The sequence below is a fragment of the Bradyrhizobium sp. USDA 241 genome (assembly GCF_049739505.1).
GTDB lineage: Bacteria > Pseudomonadota > Alphaproteobacteria > Rhizobiales > Xanthobacteraceae > Bradyrhizobium > Bradyrhizobium liaoningense.
This window is the reverse complement of record NZ_JBMGPZ010000004.1, coordinates 900,687-925,448: the sequence shown is the minus strand read 5'-3', so window position 1 is coordinate 925,448 and position 24,762 is coordinate 900,687. Positions and strand designations below refer to the sequence as shown.

General features: G+C 65.2%; 22 protein-coding genes and 1 pseudogene. 7 read left to right on the top strand and 16 right to left on the bottom strand.

The window, feature by feature from the left end; all coding sequences use genetic code 11:
• Positions 1-423 carry a cupin domain-containing protein gene (locus tag ABIF91_RS14140; RefSeq protein WP_028177443.1) on the bottom strand — a complete coding sequence of 141 codons (423 nt, stop codon included), beginning with the start codon at positions 421-423 and terminating at the stop codon, positions 1-3.
• 23 nt (positions 424-446) lie between these two features.
• A complete protein-coding gene (gloB, locus tag ABIF91_RS14135) occupies positions 447-1,214 on the bottom strand; it encodes a hydroxyacylglutathione hydrolase (RefSeq protein WP_028177444.1) in 768 nt (255 codons plus the stop codon).
• Between the two features lie 108 nt (positions 1,215-1,322).
• On the opposite strand from gloB, the gene ABIF91_RS14130 reads away from it, so the two are divergent.
• On the top strand, positions 1,323-2,066 hold the full coding sequence (locus tag ABIF91_RS14130; protein ID WP_028177445.1) for a class I SAM-dependent methyltransferase: 744 nt from the start codon (positions 1,323-1,325) through the stop codon (positions 2,064-2,066).
• Positions 2,067-2,281: 215 nt separating this feature from the next.
• Here the strand turns inward: ABIF91_RS14130 and ABIF91_RS14125 are convergent, their stop codons facing one another.
• The 6 genes from ABIF91_RS14125 to ABIF91_RS14100 all read right to left on the bottom strand — a co-directional run bounded on the left by ABIF91_RS14125 (position 2,282) and on the right by ABIF91_RS14100 (position 11,411).
• Entirely contained in the window at positions 2,282-3,052 is a 771-nt protein-coding gene (locus ABIF91_RS14125; RefSeq protein WP_028177446.1) for a DUF4167 domain-containing protein, read from the bottom strand.
• A 463-nt stretch (positions 3,053-3,515) separates the two neighbouring features.
• The gene (gene prmC, locus ABIF91_RS14120; RefSeq protein ID WP_028177447.1) at positions 3,516-4,397 is read right to left on the bottom strand and encodes a peptide chain release factor N(5)-glutamine methyltransferase; all 882 of its coding nucleotides are present in this window, start codon (positions 4,395-4,397) and stop codon (positions 3,516-3,518) included.
• 3 nt (positions 4,398-4,400) lie between these two features.
• Positions 4,401-5,486 carry a peptide chain release factor 1 gene (gene prfA, locus ABIF91_RS14115; RefSeq protein ID WP_028177448.1) on the bottom strand — a complete coding sequence of 362 codons (1,086 nt, stop codon included), beginning with the start codon at positions 5,484-5,486 and terminating at the stop codon, positions 4,401-4,403.
• A gap of 56 nt (positions 5,487-5,542) precedes the next feature.
• A complete protein-coding gene (gene ptsP / locus ABIF91_RS14110) occupies positions 5,543-7,810 on the bottom strand; it encodes a phosphoenolpyruvate--protein phosphotransferase (protein WP_424579206.1) in 2,268 nt (755 codons plus the stop codon).
• Between the two features lie 509 nt (positions 7,811-8,319).
• Positions 8,320-9,663 carry an IS1380-like element ISBdi2 family transposase gene (locus tag ABIF91_RS14105; protein ID WP_208086440.1) on the bottom strand — a complete coding sequence of 448 codons (1,344 nt, stop codon included), beginning with the start codon at positions 9,661-9,663 and terminating at the stop codon, positions 8,320-8,322.
• Between the two features lie 491 nt (positions 9,664-10,154).
• Entirely contained in the window at positions 10,155-11,411 is a 1,257-nt protein-coding gene (locus ABIF91_RS14100; RefSeq protein WP_028177450.1) for an aspartate kinase, read from the bottom strand.
• 153 nt (positions 11,412-11,564) lie between these two features.
• Between ABIF91_RS14100 and ABIF91_RS14095 the strand changes: the two genes are divergently transcribed.
• From ABIF91_RS14095 to ABIF91_RS14080, 4 genes and pseudogenes are all read left to right on the top strand, one after another.
• Entirely contained in the window at positions 11,565-12,032 is a 468-nt protein-coding gene (locus tag ABIF91_RS14095) for a PH domain-containing protein (RefSeq protein WP_028177451.1), read from the top strand.
• Positions 12,033-12,046: 14 nt separating this feature from the next.
• A complete protein-coding gene (gene ubiG, locus ABIF91_RS14090) occupies positions 12,047-12,814 on the top strand; it encodes a bifunctional 2-polyprenyl-6-hydroxyphenol methylase/3-demethylubiquinol 3-O-methyltransferase UbiG (RefSeq protein WP_028177452.1) in 768 nt (255 codons plus the stop codon).
• 110 nt (positions 12,815-12,924) lie between these two features.
• Positions 12,925-13,205 (top strand): annotated as a pseudogene (locus tag ABIF91_RS14085) (GIY-YIG nuclease family protein).
• 261 nt (positions 13,206-13,466) lie between these two features.
• Positions 13,467-14,366, top strand: a complete 900-nt coding sequence (locus tag ABIF91_RS14080) for an EamA family transporter (RefSeq protein ID WP_424579368.1) — start codon at positions 13,467-13,469, stop codon at positions 14,364-14,366.
• A gap of 108 nt (positions 14,367-14,474) precedes the next feature.
• Here the strand turns inward: ABIF91_RS14080 and ABIF91_RS14075 are convergent, their stop codons facing one another.
• The 4 genes from ABIF91_RS14075 to ABIF91_RS14060 are packed head-to-tail and all read right to left on the bottom strand — an operon-like array spanning position 14,475 to position 16,952.
• Positions 14,475-14,960 (bottom strand): DUF1178 family protein, encoded by a 486-nt coding sequence (locus tag ABIF91_RS14075; protein WP_028177455.1) that lies wholly within the window; start codon positions 14,958-14,960, stop codon positions 14,475-14,477.
• Entirely contained in the window at positions 14,957-15,835 is an 879-nt protein-coding gene (locus ABIF91_RS14070; protein ID WP_028177456.1) for a carbon-nitrogen hydrolase family protein, read from the bottom strand. The genes ABIF91_RS14075 and ABIF91_RS14070 overlap by 4 nt, the downstream gene beginning before the upstream one ends.
• Positions 15,832-16,107 carry a glutaredoxin 3 gene (gene grxC / locus ABIF91_RS14065; protein ID WP_028177457.1) on the bottom strand — a complete coding sequence of 92 codons (276 nt, stop codon included), beginning with the start codon at positions 16,105-16,107 and terminating at the stop codon, positions 15,832-15,834. The genes ABIF91_RS14070 and grxC overlap by 4 nt, the downstream gene beginning before the upstream one ends.
• A gap of 35 nt (positions 16,108-16,142) precedes the next feature.
• Positions 16,143-16,952 carry a ComF family protein gene (locus tag ABIF91_RS14060; RefSeq protein WP_028177458.1) on the bottom strand — a complete coding sequence of 270 codons (810 nt, stop codon included), beginning with the start codon at positions 16,950-16,952 and terminating at the stop codon, positions 16,143-16,145.
• A 162-nt stretch (positions 16,953-17,114) separates the two neighbouring features.
• Here ABIF91_RS14060 and ABIF91_RS14055 point away from each other — a divergent pair, with 162 nt between their 5' ends.
• Complete coding sequence (locus ABIF91_RS14055; RefSeq protein ID WP_085966103.1) at positions 17,115-17,993, top strand: methyltransferase domain-containing protein; 879 nt, start codon at positions 17,115-17,117, stop codon at positions 17,991-17,993.
• A gap of 79 nt (positions 17,994-18,072) precedes the next feature.
• On the opposite strand, the gene ABIF91_RS14050 is transcribed toward ABIF91_RS14055, so the two are convergent.
• From ABIF91_RS14050 to ABIF91_RS14040, 3 genes are all read right to left on the bottom strand, one after another.
• Positions 18,073-18,483 carry a (deoxy)nucleoside triphosphate pyrophosphohydrolase gene (locus ABIF91_RS14050; RefSeq protein ID WP_028177460.1) on the bottom strand — a complete coding sequence of 137 codons (411 nt, stop codon included), beginning with the start codon at positions 18,481-18,483 and terminating at the stop codon, positions 18,073-18,075.
• A gap of 4 nt (positions 18,484-18,487) precedes the next feature.
• A complete protein-coding gene (gene argJ / locus ABIF91_RS14045) occupies positions 18,488-19,729 on the bottom strand; it encodes a bifunctional glutamate N-acetyltransferase/amino-acid acetyltransferase ArgJ (protein ID WP_028177461.1) in 1,242 nt (413 codons plus the stop codon).
• A 130-nt stretch (positions 19,730-19,859) separates the two neighbouring features.
• Complete coding sequence (locus tag ABIF91_RS14040; protein WP_028177462.1) at positions 19,860-20,786, bottom strand: peptidylprolyl isomerase; 927 nt, start codon at positions 20,784-20,786, stop codon at positions 19,860-19,862.
• Between the two features lie 352 nt (positions 20,787-21,138).
• Here ABIF91_RS14040 and secA point away from each other — a divergent pair, with 352 nt between their 5' ends.
• Positions 21,139-23,979 carry a preprotein translocase subunit SecA gene (gene secA, locus ABIF91_RS14035; RefSeq protein ID WP_028177463.1) on the top strand — a complete coding sequence of 947 codons (2,841 nt, stop codon included), beginning with the start codon at positions 21,139-21,141 and terminating at the stop codon, positions 23,977-23,979.
• A 244-nt stretch (positions 23,980-24,223) separates the two neighbouring features.
• Here secA and ABIF91_RS14030 read toward each other — a convergent pair whose 3' ends face one another.
• Positions 24,224-24,667 carry a MarR family winged helix-turn-helix transcriptional regulator gene (locus ABIF91_RS14030; RefSeq protein ID WP_028177464.1) on the bottom strand — a complete coding sequence of 148 codons (444 nt, stop codon included), beginning with the start codon at positions 24,665-24,667 and terminating at the stop codon, positions 24,224-24,226.
• Positions 24,668-24,762 lie beyond the last annotated feature (95 nt).

Genomic DNA, 24,762 nt, shown 5'->3' with positions numbered 1-24,762 from the left:
CTACGGCTCCCAGCCCGGCGGCGCGAGTTCGAAGCCCGCGAAGTCGAACGCGGGCGCCACGGTGCAGCCGACCAGCGTCCATTCGCCGGTGGTTTCCGCCATCTGCCAGGCCTGTGCCGGCACGATCGCCTGCGGCCGCTCGCCGCCGACGAGGTCGGTGCCCAGCCGCACCTCATGCTGCGAGCAGCCGTCATGGGCGATGCGCAGCATCAAGGGGCTGCCGGCGTAATAGTGCCAGGTCTCGACCGCATCGACGCGATGCCAGTGCGAGCGCTCGCCGCGAGCCAGCAGGAAGTAGATCAGCGTCGAGCGCGAACGCCCGTTGGCGTCCGTGGCCAGATCACGAAACGTTTCGCGGTAATGCCCGCCTTCGGGATGCGGCCGGAGTTCGAGGCGCGCGATGATCTCGGCTGCGGTCGGCATCGATCCCCGTCAGGACTTGTTCTTCAGGACTTGTTCTTGCGCTCGCGCAGTTCGCCGAACACCGCGGCGGCATCCGCGCCCTTCATGTGTAGCTTGGCTGCGACCTCGGGCGCATCAGCCCGCAGGAACACGTTTGCTCGCTTCTCGTCACCAAGCAGTGAGGGAATCGTGGGCTTGTTCTCGGCCCGGAGCTTTGCCACTTCCGCGGCGCGCGCCTGGAGCGCCGCATTGTCCGGCTCGATGGTGAGCGCGAACTTGACGTTGGACGCCGTGTATTCGTGGCCGCAATAGAGCTTGAAGTCGTCGGGCAGTGCCCGCAGCTTCAGAAGCGAATCCCACATCATCGGGTAGGTGCCCTCGAAGACGCGGCCGCAGCCGATCGAGAACAGCGTGTCGGCGGCGAAGACCGTCTTCTCGGTGTCGAACACGTAAGAGATGTGGTCGAGCGTGTGGCCGGGCGTCTCCACGACGCGCGCCAGCAGATTGCCGATCTTCACCACGTCGGCGTTGGCGACGCGCAGGTCGACATTCGCGATCTCAGTCGTCTTGTCGTGCGGCGCCACGACGCGGCAATTGTATTTCTGCTTGAGTTCGGCAACCCCGCCGACATGATCGCCATGATGATGAGTGATCAGGATGTCGGTGAGCTGCCAGCCCTCGCGCTCCAGGGCCTGGAGGATGGGACCGGCCTCCGGCGCGTCGATCGATGCCGTCGCCTTGGTTTCCACATCGTGGATCAGATAACCGAAATTGTCGTTTAAACAGGTGAAAGTACGAATTTCGGCGGCCATGTCGTCTCCATCGGGCTCAGCCCCGCCAGACAAATATGGCGTTAACGTTGCGCAGGCAATGCAATATTCCGCGCGCAGCGGCGGCCATGCGCATGTTACATTGCCGTCATGACCATCGACGTCGTCGACCTCCGCGAGTTCTATTCCCGCCGCCTCGGGATCGTGGCGCGGCAAATGATCAATCGCGGCATCAGGGAGCGCTGGCCAAGCGCCGAAGGCCAGCGCGTGCTCGGCATTGGTTATCCCACGCCCTATCTGGGATTGTTCCGCGAGGACGCCGAACGCTGCATCGCCTTCATGCCGGCGGCCCAAGGTGTCCTGAAATGGCCGACGGGACGACCGGCGCTGGCCTCGCTGGTCGACGAATACTCGCTGCCGCTTCCTGACGCCGCGGTCGACCGTATCCTCCTGGTCCACGCGCTGGAGATGTCGGACGATCCGGCCGCGCTGCTGCGCGAGGTGTGGCGCGTGTTGTCGCCGTCCGGGCGCGTGATCGCCGTGATCCCGAACCGGCGTGGGGTGTGGACCCGCACCGACAGCACGCCCTTCGGTCACGGCCGGCCCTATTCGCGCTCGCAGATCACCGAGCTGCTGCGCCAGACCTGGTTCACGCCGACCGCCTGGGGCGAAGCGTTGTTCATGCCGCCCTATGCCGGAGGCTGGGTGCTGAAATCGGCGCAGATGTGGGAGCGCGCCGGCGCAGCGTTGTCGCTGCCCTTTGCCGGCGTCCATATCGTAGAGGCGACCAAGCAGGTCTACCGCGCGATCCCCGCCAAGCGCGAGCGCGCGCGGCTCATTCCCTCGCTCGCGAAGCCGGTGCTGGTGCCGTCCCAGACGACAGCGACGCGCTAAAGCGCGATGCGATGAGGATGAATCGCCATCGCGCTGGCTGTTGTTCAAGCATGACTTTTCGGAAAACCGCTGCGCACTTTTCCGGATCATGCTTTGGGCTCATCGCCCCCTACCGGGAGAGGTAGTCCGTGCCCCGAGCGCTCACCGCTTCAGCCGGGCACAAACAAATCGTCCCGGCGAGGCCGGGACGATTCAGGTCTGAAAATCAGAAGTGGCTACTCGCCGGGGGCGACCTCGTCGCTGGACGCAGCTGGGGCGGCCTCGCGCTCGGGGCGCGGGCCATGCGGCCGGCGCCGCCGCCGCGGATAGCGCTCGCCGCCACCGGCGCCCTCGAACCCGCCCTGGCCGCCATTCGCGGCGACATTCACTTGCGGCTGCGCGCCGGTGATGAAGGAGGGCAGGCGGTCGACGCTGCCGGCATCGGCGATGACGGGCTGCGGCTGGTTGGCGGGTTGCGGCTGATATTGCGGCTGTGCACGATGATCGCGTTCGCGGTGCTCGCGCGGCTGCTGGTTGTCGCGCTGATAGGGCGGCTGGCCGTCGCGCTGCTGCTGATCACGCTGGTGGTGATCGCGCTGGCCGTCGCGGTCGCGCATGAAGGGCTGCTGCGGAGGCTGCGGGACGAAACCCGGCTCCTGGCCGAAAGCCGAGAAATTCTCGCCGTCATCCTCGCCGTCGTCGCTGCTGCTGACGGGCGCATCGCCGCGCGGCTGCTGGTTCTGGCGGAACTGCTCCTGGGCCGCCGCGATCAGGCGGAAGTAATGCTCGGCATGCTGGTAGTAGTTCTCGGCTGCGACGGGGTCGCCGGAGGAGCGCGCATCACGCGCAAGCTGGAGATACTTTTCAGCGATGTGCGAAGCGGTGCCGCGAATCTTGATGTCGGGTCCGTTGGACTCGTAGACCCGGGTCATCGGGTTCTGGCCGCGCCGGTTGTTGTTATTGTTGTTGCGGTTGCGCATCCGCTGCTTGTTCTGACCGTTTCTCATGTCCTGCCTTCGATTCCAGCCCTAAAGGTTGCACGCATTACTGATTGCTAGGAGTGACCTGGTGACAGCGGCTCACATCTCTCGCGCGCACCGCGCGCAAGCCGGATCGAGCCCTGCCAATGTTCGTCGACCGTCGCGTACAACAAAGACGCGTTCCCCACCCGCCAGCATTCATTGCCAGCGAACCCATTCATTTCGCCTGCCGAAACAAGCCCAGCTTTCTTGCGTAAGTTTTCAAGCGCAATATCAGGCTTTCGTTCACGTTGCGGTCGGAGAGCAGCGCAGCTCTACTGGCCATCGCGCTCAACAGGACCTGCGGCTTGGAACCTTTAAATCAGTAAAGCTCTCGCCCGAGAGCCCGGCTTTCACCCGTAGGTATACGGGGCCGGCACCGATGTGTTGAACGAAACGTAGTCGTTCCCAGGCGATATTCCAAGAGGTTTTTTGCAGCCCAAACCGGCTTTTATGGGGGCATTTTTCGGGCCGAAACGGCCCGCGGAATGCCCGCCAGGTCGGCCTTGGGCGGCCGGTCCACTGATAACGCGGCGCCCCTCATCAAGGTTTCAATATTTTGCGCCTGGCCCTGTCCGGCCTCGACGATCACCGCTCCGCCGGGCGCGAGCCGTTCGGCCGCCTGGGGAATCAGCGCGCGGTAGGCGTCATATCCGTCATTGCCGCCGTCGAGCGCCAGATGCGGATCGTGCCCGCGCACCTCGATGCTCAGTTTCGGAATCTCGCCTGAGGGAATATAGGGCGGGTTCGAGACGATGAGATCGAACGGGCCGCGGAGCGCAGCGGCGTAGGAGCAGGCGACGAAGGCGGCGCGGTCGGCGAGGCCGAGCGCGGCGGCATTGTCCCTGGCGGTTCTGAGCGCGTTCTGGCTGAGATCGGTGCCGACGCCGAAAGCATCCGGAATTTCGTGCAGCAGCGCGAGCAGGATCGCGCCGGATCCGGTGCCGATGTCGGCGATACGCGGCGAATGAGACGCCTGCCGCTCGCGAAATATCTCGAGTGCAAGCTCGACCACGGTCTCGGTATCGGGGCGCGGGACCAGGGTTGCTTCCGACAAGCGAAATGGCAGGCCCCAGAATTCGCGGGTCCCGAGGATGCGCGCCACCGGCTCGCCGGCGATGCGGCGCTGCGCATGCTGCGCGAGCCGCGATGCTTCGGCCGCGGTGAGGGGACGGGCAGCCTGCGTGACCAGGCCGGTGAGGTCGAGGCCGAGCACCGCACCGATCAGGATGCGGGCGTCGAGCTCGGCTTCCTCGAGCTGTGCCGATCTCAATAGCGCAGCCAGCGTGCGCCGCGCGCCCTCGATGGATTGCCCGGTGAAGGGGTTGCTCACGCCTCAGGCCGCCGCGCCCTGCGCAGCGAGCTGAGCGGCCTGGTGCTCCGTCGTCAGTGCGTCGATCAATTCGCCCAGGGCTTCACCCGCGATCACCTGCGGCAGCTTGTAGAGCGTGAGGTTGATGCGGTGATCGGTGACGCGCCCTTGCGGAAAATTATAGGTGCGGATGCGCTCGGAGCGGTCCCCGGAGCCGACCTTCTCCTTGCGCTCGGCGGAGCGTGCGGCGTCGACGCGTTGCCGCTCGGCGTCGTAGATGCGCGAGCGCAGGATGTTCATGGCGGAGGCGCGGTTCTTGTGCTGCGAGCGGCTGTCCTGCATCATCACCACGATGCCGGTCGGGATGTGGGTGATGCGGATCGCCGATTCGGTCTTGTTGACGTGCTGGCCGCCCGCTCCTTGCGCGCGCATGGTCTCGATTCGCAGGTCATCGTTCTTGATGTCGACGTCGACGTCCTCGACCTCCGGCAGCACGGCCACCGTCGCGGCCGAGGTGTGGATGCGTCCCTGCGTCTCGGTGTCGGGCACGCGCTGCACGCGGTGCACGCCGGATTCGAACTTCAGCTTCGAGAACGCGCCGCGGCCCTGCACCTCCGCGATGATTTCCTTGTAGCCGCCGACGGTGCCTTCGCTGGCCGAGATCACCTCGACCTTCCAGCCCTGAAGGCTGGCAAAGCGCTCGTACATTCGGAACAGGTCACCGGCGAACAGCGAGGCTTCGTCGCCACCGGTGCCGGCGCGGATTTCCAGCACCACATTGCGGTCGTCCATGGCGTCCTTCGGCAACAGCGCGACGCGGATCTTCTGGACCAGCTCCTCGATCTTTGGCGTCAGCTCGTCGCGTTCGGCCTCCGCCATGCTGCGCATCTCGGCATCGGTCGTGGGATCGGCGATCAGCGCCTCGGTATCCGCCAGCTCCTTGACGGCGGAACGATAGGCCTTCACCGCTTCGACCAGCGGGGTGATCTCGGCGAGCTCGCGCGTGATCTGCACATACCGCTCGGAGGTGAGCTGTCCGAGCGATTCGGCCTCGAGCGAGGCGTGATGCGCGAGCAGGACGTCCAGTTTGGCTTCGGGGAGTGACGACATCGGTTCAGTCTCAATAGCGGCAAGAGGCGAGGCGGCAGGACGCGGCGGCAGGCCCGCTACAATGCCAGGCCTTCGGCCTCGGCAAATTCCGTCAGCTTCTGCCGGATCGAGACGCTGCCGGCCGGCGCGTCCAAGAGCGGGCCAAGCGTCGCCTCGGCCTTCTTGGCGTCGAGATCGAGCACCATCGCCTTGACCGGGCCGAGCGCGGTTGCCGAGAGCGACAGCGAGCGGTAGCCCAGCGCGATCAGCGCCAGCGCGCCGATCGGCTTGGACGCCATCTCGCCGCAGAGCGAGAGCGACTTCTTCGCCGCATGGGACTTGTGCGCGATGTCGCGCAGCGCGCGCAGGATCGGCGCCGACATTGTGTCGAAGCGCTCGGAAACCTTTGCGTTGCCGCGGTCGACCGCGAACAGGAACTGGAACAGATCGTTGGAGCCGACCGAGATGAAGTCGACCTTCTTCAGGAGCTCGTCGAGCTGATAGAGCAGCGCCGGCACCTCGACCATGGTGCCGATGTCGATTCTTTCAGGCAGCGTGTGGCCGTGCTGGCGCAGATATGTCAGCTCGCGCTCGACCAGCGCCTTGGCCGAATCGAATTCGGCGACCTCCGAGATCATCGGGAACATGATGCGCAGCGCACGGCCGCCGCCGGCGCGCAGCAGCGCGCGGATCTGGCCGCGCAACAGGCCGGGACGATCCAGCCCGAGCCGGATCGCGCGCCAGCCGAGCGCGGGATTTTCCTCGATCACCGCTTCCATATAGGGCAGCGCCTTGTCGCCGCCGATGTCGAGCGTGCGGAAGGTGACGGGCTTGCTGCCGGCCGCGTCCAGTACGGTGCGATAGAGCGCGAGCTGGTCGCTGGTGCGCGGCAGGCTCTGGCCGACCATGAATTGCAGCTCGGTGCGGAACAGGCCGATGCCGGCGCTGCCGGTGTCCTCGATATGCGGCAGGTCGATGGCCAGCCCTGCGTTGATCATCAGCTCGACCTTCTGGCCGTCCTTGGTGACGCAGGGCCGGTCGCGCAGCGCCAGATACTGGGCCTGGCGGCGGGCGCGGAAGCGCACGCGCTCGGCGAAGGCGGCCTCGATCTCCTGCGACGGGCGCACATAGATCGAGCCCGAGGTGCCGTCGACGATGATGGCATCGCCGGGATCGGCGATGCCGGGCGCGTTCGGCACTTCGCCGACCGCGGGAATGCCGAGCGCGCGTGCCACGATCGAGACGTGCGAATTGGCAGTGCCTTCCTCCAGCACGATGCCGCGCAGGCGCTTGCGGTCGTAGTCGAGCAGCGCCGCAGGGCCCATCGCGCGGGCGATGACGATGGCATTGTCGGGCAATTGTTCGCGCGAAGGCGCGTGATCCTGGCCGACCAGCTGCCGCATCAGACGGTAGCCGAGGTCTTCCAGGTCGTGCAGGCGGTCGCGCAGATAGGGATCGGTCGAGCGCAGCATGCGCGCGCGGGTGTCGGATTGCACGCGCTCGACGGCGGCTTCCGCGGTGAGGCCGGTGGCGACCGCCTCGTGCAGCTTGTGCGACCAGCCCTGGTCGTTGGCGAACATGCGGTAGGCTTCCAGCACCTCGCGATGCTCGCCGCCCTCGGCGACGTCGCCGCGCTCCAGCATGCGGTCGAGGTCCGCGCGCAGCTTGGCGAGCGCGGTGTCCAGCCGCTTGATCTCCTTCGGCAGGTCCTCGGCGATGTAGTCCTTGATGACGACGCGGGGCTCGTGCAGCACGACGTGGCCGAGCGCGATACCCTCGGACAGGATCGCGCCGACCTTTTGCGCGGAATGGCGCGCCGCCGGCTCCTGGCCCGGCTGGGCCAGCGCGGACAATTCGCCCGAGGCGATCAGCTCGGCCAGCACCATCGCGGTGGTCTGAAGCGCCTCGAGCTCCTCCTCGACATAGCTGCGCTTGGCGCGGTTCTGCACCACCAGCACGCCGAGCGTGTTGCCGGCGCGCAGGATCGGCACGCCGAGGAAGGAGTGGTAGATCTCTTCGCCGGTCTCGGGGCGGAACGAGAAGGCCGGGTGGCTCTGCGCATCGCTCAGATTGAGCGGAGTCGCCTCGCTGGCGACGAGGCCGACCAGGCCTTCATGGGCGCTGAGCACGGTATGGTGCACCGCCTCGCGGTTGAGACCTTCGGTGGCGTAGAGCTCGAGCGTGTTGTCGATGCGCAGCACATAGACCGAGCACACCTCGGCCACCATGTTGGCGGCGATCAGCACCACGATCTTGTCCAGCCGCTCCTGGGCCGAGACCTGCTCCGCCATGGTTTCGCGGAGCCGTCTCAACAAGACGCGGGGACCTCCCGACGCGCTCCGCATGAACCGTCAATCTCCTTCGTCTGCCGGGCCCGGCGGTATCAGCCGGCGGCTGGCTCAAAATTCCAGAAAAACAACCAAATTGTTCGTCCGGCGCAGGCACAAGTCCAAAATCTACCTGAGATTTAGCGCTTGTACCGAATCAGCGCCGCCTGAACTGGGACACAGTCTGCGGCTGCCCACCCTGTTCGCCGTATAGCGAATTGAGGCTTGTTTTGCCAAGCAAAACGCCTGCCAAACGCGAAGGTGTGTACACCTTCCCATTTGCTGCGACCGCTAAGGGAAAATTAGCCTAGGCATGGTCCGGAAAAGTGCGAAGCGGTTTTCCGGAAAGACCATGCTCTAACCCGTCCTATTCGTGAGAGTGCGGCTTTTGGGCCCGATTGATGCGGCCGCACATCTTGTCTGACGAGGCGCACAGGATTGCCTTCGGCTTTTCGCCGCCTGACGACCGGTACTTTGCAACGCGCTTGAGGGATGGGTTGGGCGAACGGGGGCGGACGCCCCGCCGGTCAAGGACCGAGCGGCAGCAGCGCGCCGGGCAAGCCGCAGATCAGGTCGGCTTCGGGACATGCCGCGGCAAACGCAAGGCGAATGCGGCTCGTGGTCTCGACGACACGGGCGGCGATTTTCAAGAGCCGAAGACGCAGCGTCGCGAACTCGGCAGCGGCCAATTCCCGGGCTTTGGGAATGGCGTCGCGCACGGTCAGCATCAGCCAATAAGCGGCCGTATGGAGCACGAGACGGACCTGGTTGGCGAGCGCCGAACGGCAGCTGGTGCGATCGGAGGCGAGCTGCGTCTTATGCAGCTTGATCAGATTCTCGGCTTGGCCGCGCGCGCAATACAGGCTGTCGTAGATCCACTCGGCCGAGCCGACATCGAGGCTGGTGACGACGAAGCGGATGTCGAGGCCGAGCATCGTCGCCTCAATACGGGCGACAGTGCGCCGTTCGCGATCCCAGGACTTTGCCTTGTGGCGCGTCTCGGTATAGCCACGCAGAACCGGCAGGTTCTCGATGGCGCGTCGCGTGCGGATGTCGTCGGCGACCTCGTCGACTTTTCTGGCGAGAGGCTTGGTGCCGGACAGACCGAAGATGTAGTCGATGCCGTTGGTCTCGCACCACGCCATTGCCTCCGGCCGGGCATAGTGCCCGTCGCCACGGAACGTAATTTGCGTGTTGTGCCATCGCGTCCGGATATGCCGTACCAGGCGGCGCAGATGGGCACGCACCTCGACGCCGCCCGGCGTCTTGCCGGGCCGCAGCACGACGGCCACGGGCCGGCTCTTCTCCGTGTCGTAGACGTGGATCGGCAGGAAGCAGCGTTCGTCATAATGAGCGTTGAACAGCGAGAGCTGCTGATGGCCGTGGACGACGTCGCAGGTATCATCGATGTCGAGCGTGACGGATGCCGGCTCGCGCGGGTAGCTATCCATCCATGCGTCGACCAAAGTGTAGGTCAGCCGGATCACGTCGCGCAGGCGCGGAGCATTCTCCAGCCGCGACAGCGTCGGCTGGGAACACAAATCCCGGCCCGTGTCCGGTAGGCGACCGCAGGCCAGCTTGAATGCCGGATCGGACCTCAGATGATCGAGGTCGTCGGCGTCCTCGTAGCCGCAGCAGATCGCGAACATGCGAGCGCGGAACATATCGACCAGGCTGTGCACGACCCGCGTCGGATCGCGCCGATCCGGGAACACCCGGGCCAGATTGTTGGCCAAACCGAGACGCCGCTCGGCCATCGCCAGAAGCATCACGCCCCCGTTCGAGGTTAGGCGCCCACCATCGAAGGCAGCTGTGACTTTCTTGGCGTGAACGGCTGGAAACGAGAAGGGCGGAATCGTATCGTCGGTCATGGCGGGCGTGGCGTTCGCGGTTGGAGGTGATGGGGTTGGCTTCGCAACCGAATCCTACGCCGCATCAGCGCTTTACCCCTCAGGCGCACTCTTACGAATAAGACGGGTTAAGTTGAAGAAAGATTGAGTGACTCCCGATCATTTCTGTGCCGAAACGTGGAGTCGCGGTCGTGCCGCGTCCAAAGAAACCGGCGCGAGCGGCCTATTAGACGCGGTAGGTGCTCAGCCTCCGAAACGAGACTATCAAGCATGAAGAGATCGAGCGCGAGGCAGAGGTTTTATTTGTGTTGAATTCTTGCTTCTCGATAGTGGTCTGAAATCGTATCATCGGTCATGGCGGGCGTGGCGTTCGCGGTTGAAGGTGATGGGGTGGCTTCGCAACCGAATCCTACGCCGCATCAGCGCTTTACACCACGCTCGCCAGCCTCTCAGGCGCCCTCTCGCGAATAAGACGGGCTAACAACAATCTGAAGCGCGACGATGATCGCGCTTCAGGCCTGATCGAGGCCGTACAGCGTATGCAGGGTGCGCACCGCCAGCTCGGTATAGGCGGCGTCGATCAGAACCGAGAACTTGATCTCGGAGGTTGTAATGGCCCGGATGTTGATGTTCCGCCCGGCGAGGGCCGAGAACGCCTGGGCGGCGACGCCGGCATGGCTGCGCATGCCGCTGCCGATCACCGAGATCTTGGCGACGTCGGTGGCGGTATCGAGCCGCGCATAGCCGATCTTGGCCTTGGCGGCGGTAATCGTATCCTTGGCGCGGGTATAGTCGGCGGCCGGTACGGTGAAGGTGAGGTCGGTGGTCTTGCCGTCCTCGGAAACATTCTGCACGATCATGTCGACGTTGATGTTCGCATCCGCCAGCGGGCCGAAGATCGAGGCCGCGACGCCGGGCTTGTCCTCGATCTGGCGCACCGAGATCTGGGCCTCGTCCTTCGAAAAGGCGATGCCGGTGACGACGTGGCTTTCCATGATCTCCTCCTCGCTGCAGATCAGCGTGCCGGGCGGCTGGTTGGCATGCGGGTCGATATCCTCGGGCTTGTCGAAGCTCGAGCGGACGAAGATCGGCATGTTGTGGACCATGCCGAGTTCCACCGAGCGGACCTGGAGCACCTTGGCGCCCTGCGAGGCCAGTTCCAGCATGTCTTCGAACGCGATCTTGTCGAGCCTCTTGGCCTTCGGCACGATTCGCGGGTCGGTGGTGTAGACACCGTCGACGTCGGTGTAGATGTCGCATCGGTCCGCCTTGACGGCGGCGGCGATCGCCACGGCCGAGGTGTCGGAGCCGCCGCGGCCGAGCGTGGTGATGCGGTTGGTCTCGGGGTTGATGCCCTGGAAGCCGGCGATGACCGCGACCTCCTTGCGCTCCCTAAAGCGCTTGATGATCTCGCTGCCGTCGATGTCCTCGATCCGGGCCGAGGCATGGGCGTCGCTGGTCTTGATCGGGATCTGCCAGCCCTGCCAGGACCGGGCCTGGATGCCCATGCCCTGGAGCACGATGGCAAGAAGACCTGAGGTCACCTGTTCGCCCGAGGCGACCACGGCGTCGTATTCGCGCGCGTCATGCATCGGCGAGGCCTCGGTGCACCAGGCGACGAGCTCGTTGGTCTTGCCGGCCATCGCCGAGACGACCACGGCCACTTCATGGCCGGCATCGACCTCACGCTTCACGTGGCGTGCGACGTTGCGGATACGTTCGATGTTGGCGACGGACGTGCCGCCGAATTTCATCACGAGGCGGCTCATGACGACGCGTGCATTCCTTCATAAGGATCAGTATGGTGACCCGCACTGGACGGGTGCCTCGCGGACACCGACGCGCGTATACATAGCGGCGGGGCCGGGGGCAAGCGGGTTCCTGCGGGGGCAGGGCGCGGGGGAAGTGGGTTAACCGAGATCATGGCGCGCTATATCGACGAGATCCTGCAACCGGGCGAGCGGGTGCTGTATTCGACCAATGCGCACTGGATCTTCTACTTTCCGGCCATCGTGGCCTGGATCGCGGCGCTGGCCCTGTTCGTGCTGTCCCGGCAGACCACCGGCGACTGGCTCGTCCTGCTTTGCCTGGTCGCCTCGGGTCTCGTGGCTCTGGCGGCCCTGTATTGGACCATCAAGGGCTGGTTCCATCGCTTCACCACCGAGACCGACGTCACCAATCTCAGGGTCGTGCACAAGACCGGTTTCATCAAGCGCCGAACCTTCGAGATGGCGCTGGACAAGGTCGAGAGCGTCGACGTCGACCAGTCCATTCTTGGACGTATTCTCAACTACGGCGACGTGACGATTCGCGGCGTCGGCGAGGGCATCGAGACGATCAGGACCATCGCCTCGCCGCTCGCCTTCCGTAGTTCGATCACCACGCGGTAGGACCGCGCGCAACCATGAGCATGCAGCAAAATACTTCCCTTTCCGCCCAGCCGGGCTCGACCGTCGACGCCGCCGAGATCGCGAAATTCTCAAAACTCTCCGCGGAGTGGTGGGATCCCAAGGGCAAGATGGCGCCGCTGCACCGGATCAACCCGCTGCGGCTCGGCTATATCCGTGACGCCGCCTGCCGCAAGTTCGAGCGCAACGTGCGCAGCCTCAATTGCCTCGGCGGCCTTCGCGTGCTCGACATCGGCTGCGGCGCCGGCCTGCTGTGCGAGCCGTTGTCGCGGCTGGGCGCACAGGTCATCGGCATCGATCCTTCCCAGAGCAACATCGCCGCGGCGAAGCTGCACGCCGACAAGAGCCATCTTGCGATCGACTATCGCTGCACCACGGTGGAGGAGATCGACCCGCGCGAGCGCTTCGACATCGTGCTGGCGATGGAGGTGGTCGAACACGTCACCGATGTCGGCGTCTTCCTGAAGCGCTGCGCCTCGATGCTGAAGCCGAACGGGCTGATGGTGGTCTCGACGCTGAACCGCAACTGGAAGAGCTTCGCGCTCGCGATCGTTGGCGCCGAATACGTGCTGCGCTGGCTGCCGCGCGGCACCCACGAATGGAACAAGTTCGTCACCCCCGACGAACTCGCAAAACACCTGCTCGACAACCGCCTCGTCATCACCGAGCAGACCGGCGTGGTCTACAGCCCCTTCGCCGACAAATGGACCCTCTCGTCCGATATGGACGTGAACTACATGGTGGTCGCGGAAGGGATGGTGTGAACTACCGTGGGTGAGGTGTGGGCTGTTACTCCGAGAACGGTGTCGTCCCTGCGAACGCAGGGACCCATAACCACCAGCCCCTGTGGTTAGCGAAGACAGGCGCTCCGAGCATGTACTACGTTACATCCTCGCCAGCCGCCGTCACGGAACACTGTACATCGGCATCACCAACTCGCTCCAGAAACGCCTCGAGGAACACCGCGCGGGCCAGGGCTCGGAATTCGTCAAGCGCTACGGCGTACACCGCCTCGTCTACACGGAGTCGTATGAACGGGCGGAAGAGGCGATCGCCCGCGAAAAGCAGGTTAAACGCTGGAAGCGCGACTGGAAGATCGAGCTGATCGAGCGCGATAACCCCGAGTGGCGGGACCTCAGCGATCTCTTGGTTTGACGGTGTGAGCGCTGCCAAGCAAATGCTGTCGTCCCTGCGAACGCAGGGACCCATACCGCGGAATCCATCGATGGCGGACGGTGTTGGATGCGCGGGTTGGCAGCCTCCGCAAAACTGCTCCCTGGGGTTATGGGTCCCTGCGTTCGCAGGGACGACAGCGGAGATTGTGGCGAAAGCATCGCACCCATGACGTCCGTGTGATTGACCTGCTTCGCCGTCAGCGGCACGTTGGCTCAGGTCCCTTCCTATTCCAGCAACTCCATGCTCACCATCGCCAGTCTCTGGATTCCCTTCACCGTCATCGCTGCGCTCGGGCAGGTCGCGCGCAATGCGATGCAGCGGTCGTTGACGAAGCCGCTGGGGACCTGGGGCGCGACCAATATCCGCTTTCTGTTCGGCTTTCCGTTCTCGCTGCTGTTTCTCGGGGTGGTGTTGATCGGCACCGGTGATCATCTCGACATGCCGCCGACGGTGTTCTGGCCGTGGCTGCTGTTAGGGGCGCTCAGCCAGATCGTCGCCACCGGCCTGATGCTGCTCGCGATGAACGATCGTTCCTTCGTGGTGACGACGGCGTATCTGAAGACCGAGGCGATCCAGACCGCGATCTTCGGCTTCGTCTTCCTCGGCGATCACCTGACCTGGCTGAAGGTGCTGGCGATCGTGATCGCGACCGTCGGCGTCGTCATCACCGCGCTGCGGCCGGGCGGCGAGAAGAGCTTTGCCGAACTGAAGCCGACCATCACCGGCCTCGTCGCCGCGGCGGCGTTCGCGCTGTCGGCGGTCGGTTTTCGCGGAGCGATCATCACGGTGCCCGACGTGTCGTTCGTGACGGCCTCCTCGTTCACGCTGGTGCTCGGCCTGTTCGTGCAGACGCTGGTGCTGACGATCTATCTGCTTCTACGTGCGCCAGACGTATTGCGGGGAATCCTCGGATTATGGCGGCCCTCGATGCTCGCCGGCTTCACGGGCGCCTTCGCCTCGCAATTCTGGTTCCTGGCCTTCGCCCTGACGGCGGCCGCCAATGTCCGCACGCTCGCTTTGATCGAGGTGCTGTTCGCGCAGGCCGTGGCCTACTACTCGTTCAAGCAGCCGATCGCGCCGCGCGAGCTCGCAGGAATTGCGCTGATCGTGATCGGCGTGGCAGTGCTGGTCGCAGCCTGATCGCTCAGTTGCTGTCATGCCCAGGCTTGTTCCGGGCATCCACGTTCTTCGTGAGCTGGGCAAGGCGTGGGTGGCCGGGTCAAGCCCGGCCATGACGAAACTGGCGCATCAATTCCGGTCTTCCGGCAGCACCGGCAGCGGCGAGACCTCGATGCCTTCGTCGATCAGCGACTTCGCCTCGTCGGGCGAGGCCTCGCCGTAGATCGGCCGATGCTCCTTGTCGCCGTAGTGCATGGCGCGAGCCTCGTTGGCAAAACGTTCGCCGACATTGTCGGCGTTCTTGACGATATGATCGCGCAGCTCCTTGAGCTTGGCGCGCAGCTCGCGCTCCTGCGCCATCAGCAGCGAGGTCGGTCCTGACGGTGCAGCGTCGGGCGTCGTGGCCGTGGCGACCGGCTCCGGCGGCGGTGTCGCGCGGCCACGGCCCTTCTTGCCGACGATGCGCGGCGCCATGATCGCCTTCTCGACCTTGGCCGAGCCGCAGATCGGGCAGGTCACGAGCTTCCGCCTCACCTGCGAATCGTAGGCGGACGAGCTCTGGAACCAGCTCTCGAAGTCGTGGTCCCGGTCGCAGCGAAGGGCGTAGCGGATCATGCCGAGCCTCGCACAAGGTGCAAATGGTCCGGTCCCGCCTTGGGGTCGGAGACGCCGAAGCGGCGGCCATGCTGGAGCGAGGGAATCGCCCGGCGGGCGGTCTCGACCCTGGCCGGATCGATCCTGGCCATGATGATGCCGGGCTCGACGTCGCCCTCGGCGAGGATCTCGCCCCAGGGATCGATGATCAGGGAATGGCCGTAAGTCTCGCGCTTGTTCTCGTGCAGGCCGGCCTGGGCCGCGGCGAAGACGAAGCAGCCGGTCTCGATCGCGCGTGCGCGCAGCAGCACGTGCCAATGTGCTTCGCCGGTCTTGCGGGTGAAGGCCGACGGCACCGTGATGAAATACGCGCCGCTCTCGGCGAGCGCGCGGTAGAGTGCCGGGAAGCGCACATCGTAGCAGATCGTCAGTCCGATGCGGCCCCAGGGCAGATCCGAGATCACGGCGGTTTCGCCCGGCTGGTAATTGGCGGATTCGCGATAGCTCTCGCCGTCCGGCAGCTCGATGTCGAACATGTGGATCTTGTCGTAGCTCGCGAGCACATCGCCCTCGGGCCCGATCAGGAAGGAGCGGTTGACCGCCTTCTCCGGCGAGAAGCGCAGCGCCAGCGAGCCGACATGCAGATGAATCTTCAATTCCGCCGCGAGCGCGCGGTAGGCCTTCAGCGAAGCGTCGTCCTCTTCACTCTGCAGATGCTCGAACAATGCCTTGCGGTTCAGCTGCATCATGTTGCTGACCTCGGGCGTCTGCACGTAGTCGGCGCCGTTGGCCGCAGCCCGCCGGATCAGCTTCGTTGCCTGTTCGAGGCTCGGCTCGGGCATCAGGCCGGTGCGCATCTGCACCATGGCCGCGGTGAAGGTGCGATTCTCGCTCATGAGACGGCCTTGACGCTCTCGAGCATGCCGTCGAGCTTGCCTTCGCGGTCGAGCGCATAGAGCTCGTCGCAGCCGCCGACATGGGTGCCGCCGATCCAGATCTGCGGGAAAGTCGAACCTTGGCCGGCGCGGCCGTACATTTCCTGGCGCCAGGACGGGTTCTTGGCGACGTCGAATTCGGTGAAGGTCGCCTTCTTGCGGGTCAGCAGCGACTTGGCGGCGGAACAATAGCCGCAGCCCGGCCGGGTGTAGATCTCGACAGCAGCAGTCATTTCGTCTGGCGCTCTCATGTCATGAATTCATTGAACTATATGGGACGGGGGCCGCTTTCGACAACCCGGGCGAAGACCAGCACGTCGACCTGGGCCGCTTTGGCGCGGAGCAGGACCCGCGCGCAGGCATCCAGCGTCGCTCCCGACGTCAGGACGTCGTCGACCAGGACAATGCGGCGGCCCTGAATCTCGGCCTGACGGTCGGGAGATACCTGGAATGCGCCCTGCACATTGGTGGCGCGCTGGGCACGCGACAGGCCGATCTGCTGCTCGGTGGCGCGCACCCGGCGCAGCACCTCGCTCTGCACCTTGACGCCGCTCTGCCGCGCGATGACACGCGCGAGCGCACCGGACTGGTTGTAGCGGCGGCGCCAGGCTCGCCGCCAGTGCAGGGGAACGGGCACCAGCATGTCGGCGCCGGCGAGCAGCTCGCCGCCCGCGCGGGCCATCCAGCGGCCCATGGCCGGCGCCAGATCGGTGCGGTCCTGGTACTTCAGCGCGTGGACCAGCGTGCGCGCGACGTCGTCGTAACGCACCGCCGCCCGCGCGCGCTGGTAGGCCGGTGGGCTCGCGATCGCCTCCATCGACAGCATGTCGGGGCCGGGGTCATAAACGAAGGGAATGCCGAGCCGCGGGCAGTAGGGCCGCTCGATGAACGACAGCCGCGCCCAGCACGAAGCACAAACGCCCTCGCCGTCGACCGGCTCGTGGCAGGATACGCACTGCGTCGGCAGCGCGATGTCGAGTGCGAGCCGTGCCGCGCGCGACAGCACGTGGCGGCCAGCCGCCCACGCGGCCCGCAGCGGCGCGGCGATGGAGCGGCTGGGGCTGGTCTTGGCTTCCATGAGAGGAGGCTAGCGTTGCCCCCTAGATTGCTCAAGCCATCATCTCGTGCCCCGGACGCAGCGCAGCGCTCCTTCAGCGCTGCGCTGCTGAGCCGGGGCCCAGGGTTTGCGCAGCGGCGCTAAAGAGCGCTGCAGCGCGTCCGGGACACGAGAGTGATTGCCATGGCCAGCCTGATCGGCGTAACCAGCGGCATGGCTCAGACCCCGCAAACCCCGCCCGCTTTGTTCGATCGTGCCTTGCTGCACGCGCGGCAGCGGCGTGCGCAGGCGCACGGGGCCGCGACCTTCCTGCTCGATCGTGTTGCCGAGGACATGTCCGACCGGCTGGCTGCGGTGATGCGTGAGTTTCACGCTCCGGCCGATCTCTGGACGCCCGGCGAGGGGCTCGCGGCGTTGCGCACGCGGCTTCCGACAATCGCGTGGATTGCACCCGACGCGACGGGCGCGGAGACACTGCCGTTCGCGCCGGAAAGCCTCGATCTCGTCGTCTCGGCGCTGGCCCTGCAATTCGTCAACGACCTGCCGGGTGTGCTTGCGCAAATTCGCCGGGCGCTGAAGCCGGACGGCCTGCTGCTCGCCGCGATGATCGGCGGCGACAGTCTGACCGAACTGCGGCAGGCCTTTGCCGCGGCGGAAGCCGAATGCGAGGGCGGCGTGTCGCCGCGCGTGGCGCCGTTCGCCGACCTGCGCGACATCGGCGCGCTGCTGCAGCGGGCGGGCTTCGCGCTGCCGGTAACCGACGTCGACCGCGTCGTGGTGCGCTATGCCAACGCGTTGGCGCTGATGCAGGATCTCCGCCGCATGGGCGCGGCCAACGTGCTGATCGAGCGGCGGCGGACACCGACGCGCCGCGCGACGCTGCTGCGTATGGCCGAGATCTATGCGGAGCGCTTTGCCGATGCCGACGGCCGCATCCGCGCGACCTTCGACATCATCTGGCTGTCCGGCTGGGCCCCGCATGCGAGCCAGCAGCAGCCGCTCAAGCCCGGGTCAGCCAAGGCGAGTCTGGCGGAAGCGGTGAAGAAGGCGGGGGAGACGTAGGCGTTTCCAACGTCATTCCGGGTTCGCGCGTTGCGCGCCCCGGAATGACGACCGAATAATCGACACCGCCGTTACGACCTCACATCAGCAGATCGATCAGATGCGGGATCAGCGGAATGTCCGCCGGCGGCATCGGATAGTCGCGCAGCTTGTTGGCGCGGACCCAGGCGAGGTTTTGCCCTTCGCGCGGCGTCACCAGGCCCTCCCAGCGCCGGCAGATGTAGAGCGGCATCAGGAGGTGAAAGGTCTCGTAGCCGTAGCTGGCGAAAGTCAGCGGCGCGAGGCATGGCTCGGCGACGGTGATGCCGAGCTCCTCATGGAGCTCGCGGATCAGGCTCTGCTCCGGCCGCTCGCCCGGCTCGAGCTTGCCGCCGGGAAATTCCCAGAGGCCGGCCAGCTGCTTGCCCTCGGGACGCTGCGCGATCAGGATGCGCTTGTCGGCATCGACCAGGGCGCAGGCCACGACGAGGGTGAGCTTCAGTTCGGCCATCCGATCAGGACCTGTAATCCCCGTTGATCGCGACGTATTCCTTGGTGAGGTCGCAGGTCAGCACGCGGTCGCGGCCCTTGCCGAGGCCGAGCGAGACCTTGATCGCGATCTCCGGCGCCTTCATCGCTTCCGACACCTGCGCTTCGTCATAGTCGGGATCGCGCGCGCCGCTCCTGGCGACGCGGATGCCGTTGAACGAGATCGAGAGCTTGTCGCGATCGGCCGGCTCGCCGGCCTTGCCGACCGCCATCACCACGCGTCCCCAATTGGCGTCTTCGCCCGCGATGGCGGTCTTCACCAGCGGCGAGTTGGCGATCGACATCGCGATCTTGCGCGCCGAGGCCTTGGTCTTGGCGCCCTCGACCGTGATCTCGACCAGCTTGCGCGCGCCTTCGCCGTCGCGCGCCACCTGCTCGGCGAGGTTGGCAAGCACCTGGTTGAAGGCCTTGACGAAGGCCTTCAGGCGCGGATCGCTGGCGCGGCTGATCTTCGGTGCGCCATGCCCGGCGGCGGCGCCGGTCGCAAAAGCCAGCAGCGTGTCCGACGTCGACGTGTCGCCGTCGATCGTCACCGCATTGAAAGTATCCTCCACGCCGCTCTTGAGCAGCGCCTGCAGCGCGGCCGGCGCGATCGGGGCGTCGGTGAAGATGAACGACAGCATCGTCGCCATGTCGGGGGCGATCATGCCGGCGCCCTTGGCCATGCCGTTGATGGTGACCTTGGCCTTGCCGAGCTTGACGGTCGCTGTCGCGACTTTCGGGAATGTGTCGGTCGTCATGATCGCCTTGGCGGCGGCGAGATAGTCGCCGGGTTCGGCGGTCTCGGCGAGGCGGCCGAGCACGCCGTCGAACTTGGTCGCATCCAGCGGCTCGCCGATCACGCCGGTCGAGGCGAGGAAGATCTCGCTCTCGCTGCACCCGACCGCCTTGGCGGCGATCTTCGCGGTCAGCGCGGTGGAGGCGCGGCCGGTCTTGCCGGTGAAGGCGTTGGCATTGCCGGAATTGACCACGAGCGCGCGGGCCTTGCCGCCCTTCAGCTTGGCGCGGCACCATTCCACCGGGGCAGAGGGGCACTTCGACTTGGTGAAGACGCCGGCCACCGCGGTGCCCTTGTCCATCACCGCCAGCAGCACGTCGGTGCGGTTCTTGTAGCGGATGCCGGCTTCGGCCGTCGCAAGACGGATGCCCGCGATCACGGGCATGTCGGGAACGGTTTTGGGGGTGAGGGGAGAGACGGAGGAGGACATCGCGAGGCGCCTTCGTGGAATCTGGATAAGCAGATGCCCGGCCCCAATATGCGAAGACGCGCTTCGCGCTCAGGGCCGGGCATCACGACGGCTTAGATACTCTTGGCGTCAGCGAAGTGACAGCGAATTCTTACTTCTTCGCCGGGGGCGCCATCTTGCTGTCGGACGGCTTGGCAGTGTCCGCCGGCTTGGCGTCCTTGGACGCATCCGCCGCCGGCTGGTCGAGCCGCTCGACCTTGGCTTCGGTGCGCAGCTTGGCGACATACTCGGCCTGAGCCTTGCGGGTCACGTACTGCTCGATCTGGGCCTTGACCTGCTCGAAATCGGGCGCCTTGCGGTTGCGCTTTTCCTCGACCTTGATGATGTGCCAGCCGAACTGCGACTTCACGGGGTCGGAGATCTTACCGGGCTCGAGCGAGAACGCCACGGCCGAGAACTCCGGCACCATCTGCTCCTTGGTGAAGAAGCCGAGGTCGCCGCCATCGGCGGAGCCCGGGTCCTTGGACTTCTTCTTGGCGAGCTCGGCGAAATCGGCGCCCTTGTCGAGCTCGGCCTTCACCGCCTTGGCCTCGTCCTCGGTCTCGACCAGGATGTGGCGGGCGCGCACCTCCTGCTCGCCGGTGATCTGCTTGGCGGCTTCCTCGTAGACCTTCTTCATGGCGTCCGGCGTGGTGGCGGCCTTGCCCTCATTGGCGAGCAGGCTGTCCATCAGGAGCCGGTTGCGGGCGAATGCCAGGCGCTTCTTGAACTCCTCGCTGTCGGCGATCTTCTTGTCTTCGGCAGCCTTGCTGACGATCTTCATGTCGATCAGGAAGGACAGGACGTTCTCGTCCTTGGTCGCCGGGTCCATCTGGGCGAGGCTCTGCCCGAGTTCCTCCTCGGCCATGGCGACGTCGCTCTTCTTGATTTCCGCCCCATTGACCTTCGCCAGCACCGGATCGTCGGCGGCCCGGAGCGGGCCCGCGAACGCCAGGGACAGCGCCAGGGCGAGGCTGCCAGCCAGGGCCGACGCGTGCCGGAAGCGCTGGCCGGTGGTTACCGGGAACGAGGTGGTCATGGAAAATCCTTATGTTGAAGCAGGGGGCTGCTCGAGCGGGGCGGACACTCGCCCAATTCAGGGGGGCTTGGCAACGCGAAAAGTCTGTCAAAATGATGAATTAGCCGCAATGCGCCCGCCGTTGACAAGGCCCTGACCGGGCCATATCTCTCCCCGGTCGCGACCATGGCGATGGCGTTTATTTTGCTGCGTTTTTGGCCGTTGAACCCAGACTTGCCCAATTCCAACCCATATGGCGGATGAACCTGCAGTCCGGGCTCTGATGCCGCGGGGCGTCACGGTGAGTTGATAGGCAGGCGGGTGACAACTTCTTGGCTGCAACGCGGTTAAATCGCGAACACAGGAACTAGGCATGATCGGCGCGCTCGCCCGCAAGTTTTTCGGCTCCGCCAACGACCGGCGGGTGAAGGGATATCAGTCCCGCGTCAACGCGATCAACGCGCTGGAGCCCGAAGTCTCCAAGCTGTCCGACGAGGCGCTGAAAGCGCGCACCGCCGAGTTCAAGAAGCAGCTCGCCGAAGGCAAGACGCTCGACGATCTCCTGGTACCGGCCTTCGCCACCGTGCGCGAGGCGGCCAAGCGCACGCTCGGCCAGCGTCATTTCGACGTCCAGCTGATCGGCGGCATGGTGCTGCACGAGGGCGACATCGCCGAGATGAAGACCGGCGAAGGCAAGACGCTGGTCGCGACGCTCGCGGTCTACCTCAATGCGCTCGCCGGCAAGGGCGTCCATGTCGTCACCGTCAACGACTACCTCGCCCGCCGCGACTCCGGCTGGATGGGCCAGATCTACGGCTTCCTCGGCATGACCACCGGCGTGATCGTGCACGGCCTCGACGATGCCGAGCGCAAGGCGGCCTATGCCTGCGACATCACCTACGGCACCAACAACGAATACGGCTTCGACTATCTGCGCGACAACATGAAGTACCGGCTCGAGGACATGGTCCAGCGCCCGCACTTCTTCGCCATCGTGGACGAGGTCGACTCCATCCTGATCGACGAGGCGCGCACGCCGTTGATCATCTCGGGTCCGCTCGACGACCGCTCGGATTTCTACAACACCATCGACGGCTTCCTGCCCAGGCTCGACAAGACCGATTACGAGGTCGACGAGAAGCAGCGCACGGTGACGCTGACCGAAGCCGGCATGGAGAAGATCGAGACCCTGCTGCGCGACGCCGGCCAGCTCAAGGGCGAGTCGCTCTACGACGTCGAGAACGTCTCCGTCGTGCACCACATCAACCAGGCCCTGCGCGCCCACACGCTGTTCACGCGCGACAAGGACTACATCGTCCGCGACAACGAGGTCGTCATCATCGACGAGTTCACCGGGCGCATGATGCCGGGCCGCCGCTATTCGGAAGGCCTGCACCAGGCGCTGGAGGCCAAGGAGCACGTCCAGGTCCAGCCCGAGAACCAGACGCTCGCCTCGATCACCTTCCAGAACTACTTCCGCATGTACGAGAAGCTGGCGGGCATGACCGGCACGGCCGCGACCGAAGCGGACGAATTGTTCGACATCTACAAGCTCGAGGTCGTGGAGATCCCGACCAATCTGGCGGTCGCGCGCCTCGACGAGGACGACGAGGTCTATCGGACCCAGCAGGAGAAATACGCAGCCATTCTTGCCGAGATCGAGCGCGCCAATTCGCGGCTCCAGCCCGTGCTGGTCGGCACGGCGTCGATCGAGAAATCGGAGGTGCTTGCCGAGTTCCTGAAGAAGAACGGCTACAAGCAGATCGATTTCGGCAAGGAGGGCGCGCTCGACAAGCTCTATGCCGCGGCCCGCGCCGGCAAGCAGGCGAAGCTGTTCGCGGTGCTGAACGCGCGCTTCCACGAGCAGGAGGCCTACATCGTCGCGGAAGCCGGCGTGCCCGGCGCGATCACGATCGCCACCAACATGGCCGGCCGCGGCACCGACATCAAGCTCGGCGGCTCGCTGGAGATGCGCATCCAGCAGGAGACCGCAGGCATCACCGACGAGGCTGAGAAGGCGAAGAAGATCGAGCAGATCAAGGCCGACATCGAGCGCTTCCGCGAAATCGTGCTGAAGGCCGAGGAGACCGTCGAGATCGAGCCGGCGAAGGGATCCAAGCCCGCCAAGACCGTGAAGAAGCCCGGCGGCCTCTACATCATCGGCTCCGAGCGCCACGAATCCCGCCGTATCGACAACCAGCTGCGCGGCCGTTCCGGCCGTCAGGGCGACCCCGGTCGCTCGAAATTCTTCCTGTCGCTCGAAGACGACCTGATGCGGATCTTCGGCTCGGACCGCCTCGACAGCATGCTCCAGCGTCTCGGCCTGCAAGAGGGCGAGGCCATCATCCATCCCTGGATCAACAAGGCCCTGGAGAAGGCGCAGCAGAAGGTCGAGGCGCGCAACTTCGACATCCGCAAGAATCTCCTCAAGTTCGACAACGTCCAGAACGACCAGCGCAAGGTGATCTTCGATCAGCGCGTCGAGCTGATGAAGGACGAGAGCGTCGCCGAGACCGTCACCGACATGCGCCACGCCTTCATCGACGACCTCGTCGCCAAGCACGTGCCCGAGCATGCCTATGCCGAGCAGTGGGACGTCGCGGGTCTGAAGGACGAACTGAAGCGCGTGCTCGATCTCGACCTGCCGGTCGACGAATGGGCGAAGGAAGAAGGCATCGCCGACGAGGAGCTGCTGAACCGCATCGAGACCAAGGCCGACGAGCACATGGCGGCCAAGGTCGGGCAATGGGGTCCCGACGTGATGCGTTACGTCGAGAAGACCATCCTGCTCCAGACCCTCGACCATCTCTGGCGCGAGCACCTGATCATGCTCGATCATCTGCGCCAGGTCATTGGCCTGCGCGGCTACGGCCAGCGCGATCCGTTGCAGGAATACAAGACCGAAGCCTTCAATCTCTTCCAGGAGATGAGCGCTCACTTGCGCGAGGCGGTCACGGCGCAGCTGATGCGGGTCGAGATCGTCCCGCCGGAGCAGGAAGCTCCTGTCCTGCCGCCGATGGAGGCGCACAAGTTCGACCCGTATACCGGCGAAGACGAAATGGCGCTTGCCAGCGTCACCCTCAGCGCCCCGGCCACTGATGCGTCGCTACGCGATCCGAAGAACCCAGCCAGCTGGGGCAAGATCGGCCGCAACGAGGACTGCCCGTGCGGCTCAGGCAAGAAGTACAAGCACTGCCACGGGCGGTATGCTTAGCGGCTAGCTACGCGGGCATGAAGCGCGACGTCGCGACCCCAACCTCCGCTGTCGTCGCCCGGTTCGCGCGCAAGTGCGCACTGGACCGGGCGACCCAGTACGCCGCGGCCTCTCGGCTCAATCACATCCTTCTCGGGAATACTGGATCGCCCGATTAAATCGGGCGATGACAGTTATGGGTGTGGCGCAAAGCCCGCCCCATCGCCGGGCTGGTTGCGTCATTCTCACGCGAGAGCCGCTTGCCTCAATTCGAGCTGTCGATCAAGCTCTCCAGCAGCCGCTTGAGCTCGCTGGTCGACTTGTCGCCGTAGCTCTCAAGGATGTGCTCCTCCTGGTCCACCGCGAGCGAGTTGAGCTTCTTGCACAGCCCCTTGCCGCGGTCGGAGATGAACATCAGGACCTTGCGGCGGTCGTTCGGGTCCTGCACGCGATAGACCAGCGTGTCGGAGACCATGCGGTCGATCATCTTGGTCAATGTCGGATGGTTGAGCAGCACGGCATCCGCAAGCTCGCCCATCGAATGGCCGTTGCCATCCGACAGCACTTTCAGGATGCGCCATTGCTCGACGGGAACGCCTTCCTTGCTCAACCGCAGTTCGAGCTGCCGGTTGATTTCCCGGTTGGCTTGCGCGAGCAGGTAGGCGAGGTGTTCGGTGATCGGGGAGTTTTCTTTCGGCGGTTTTGCCACGGCTAAGACTTCGTCTTGACCCAAATGAGTGAATGTCTTGCAATCGATGCTGCATCTATATGCACTTCAATTCTTGAACATTCAATATTTTCAAA

Excerpts from the sequence above, each read along its gene's own strand:
- ABIF91_RS14140 (WP_028177443.1), bottom strand. The coding sequence starts at position 423 with ATGCCGACCGCAGCCGAGATCATCGCGCGCCTCGAACTCCGGCCGCAT.
- gloB (WP_028177444.1), bottom strand. The coding sequence starts at position 1,214 with ATGGCCGCCGAAATTCGTACTTTCACCTGTTTAAACGACAATTTCGGT.
- ABIF91_RS14130 (WP_028177445.1), top strand. The coding sequence starts at position 1,323 with ATGACCATCGACGTCGTCGACCTCCGCGAGTTCTATTCCCGCCGCCTC.
- ABIF91_RS14125 (WP_028177446.1), bottom strand. The coding sequence starts at position 3,052 with ATGAGAAACGGTCAGAACAAGCAGCGGATGCGCAACCGCAACAACAAT.
- prfA (WP_028177448.1), bottom strand. The coding sequence starts at position 5,486 with ATGTCGTCACTCCCCGAAGCCAAACTGGACGTCCTGCTCGCGCATCAC.
- ptsP (WP_424579206.1), bottom strand. The coding sequence starts at position 7,810 with ATGCGGAGCGCGTCGGGAGGTCCCCGCGTCTTGTTGAGACGGCTCCGC.
- ABIF91_RS14105 (WP_208086440.1), bottom strand. The coding sequence starts at position 9,663 with ATGACCGACGATACGATTCCGCCCTTCTCGTTTCCAGCCGTTCACGCC.
- ABIF91_RS14100 (WP_028177450.1), bottom strand. The coding sequence starts at position 11,411 with ATGAGCCGCCTCGTGATGAAATTCGGCGGCACGTCCGTCGCCAACATC.
- ABIF91_RS14095 (WP_028177451.1), top strand. The coding sequence starts at position 11,565 with ATGGCGCGCTATATCGACGAGATCCTGCAACCGGGCGAGCGGGTGCTG.
- ubiG (WP_028177452.1), top strand. The coding sequence starts at position 12,047 with ATGAGCATGCAGCAAAATACTTCCCTTTCCGCCCAGCCGGGCTCGACC.
- ABIF91_RS14080 (WP_424579368.1), top strand. The coding sequence starts at position 13,467 with ATGCTCACCATCGCCAGTCTCTGGATTCCCTTCACCGTCATCGCTGCG.
- ABIF91_RS14075 (WP_028177455.1), bottom strand. The coding sequence starts at position 14,960 with ATGATCCGCTACGCCCTTCGCTGCGACCGGGACCACGACTTCGAGAGC.
- ABIF91_RS14070 (WP_028177456.1), bottom strand. The coding sequence starts at position 15,835 with ATGAGCGAGAATCGCACCTTCACCGCGGCCATGGTGCAGATGCGCACC.
- grxC (WP_028177457.1), bottom strand. The coding sequence starts at position 16,107 with ATGACTGCTGCTGTCGAGATCTACACCCGGCCGGGCTGCGGCTATTGT.
- ABIF91_RS14060 (WP_028177458.1), bottom strand. The coding sequence starts at position 16,952 with ATGGAAGCCAAGACCAGCCCCAGCCGCTCCATCGCCGCGCCGCTGCGG.
- ABIF91_RS14055 (WP_085966103.1), top strand. The coding sequence starts at position 17,115 with ATGGCCAGCCTGATCGGCGTAACCAGCGGCATGGCTCAGACCCCGCAA.
- ABIF91_RS14050 (WP_028177460.1), bottom strand. The coding sequence starts at position 18,483 with ATGGCCGAACTGAAGCTCACCCTCGTCGTGGCCTGCGCCCTGGTCGAT.
- argJ (WP_028177461.1), bottom strand. The coding sequence starts at position 19,729 with ATGTCCTCCTCCGTCTCTCCCCTCACCCCCAAAACCGTTCCCGACATG.
- ABIF91_RS14040 (WP_028177462.1), bottom strand. The coding sequence starts at position 20,786 with ATGACCACCTCGTTCCCGGTAACCACCGGCCAGCGCTTCCGGCACGCG.
- secA (WP_028177463.1), top strand. The coding sequence starts at position 21,139 with ATGATCGGCGCGCTCGCCCGCAAGTTTTTCGGCTCCGCCAACGACCGG.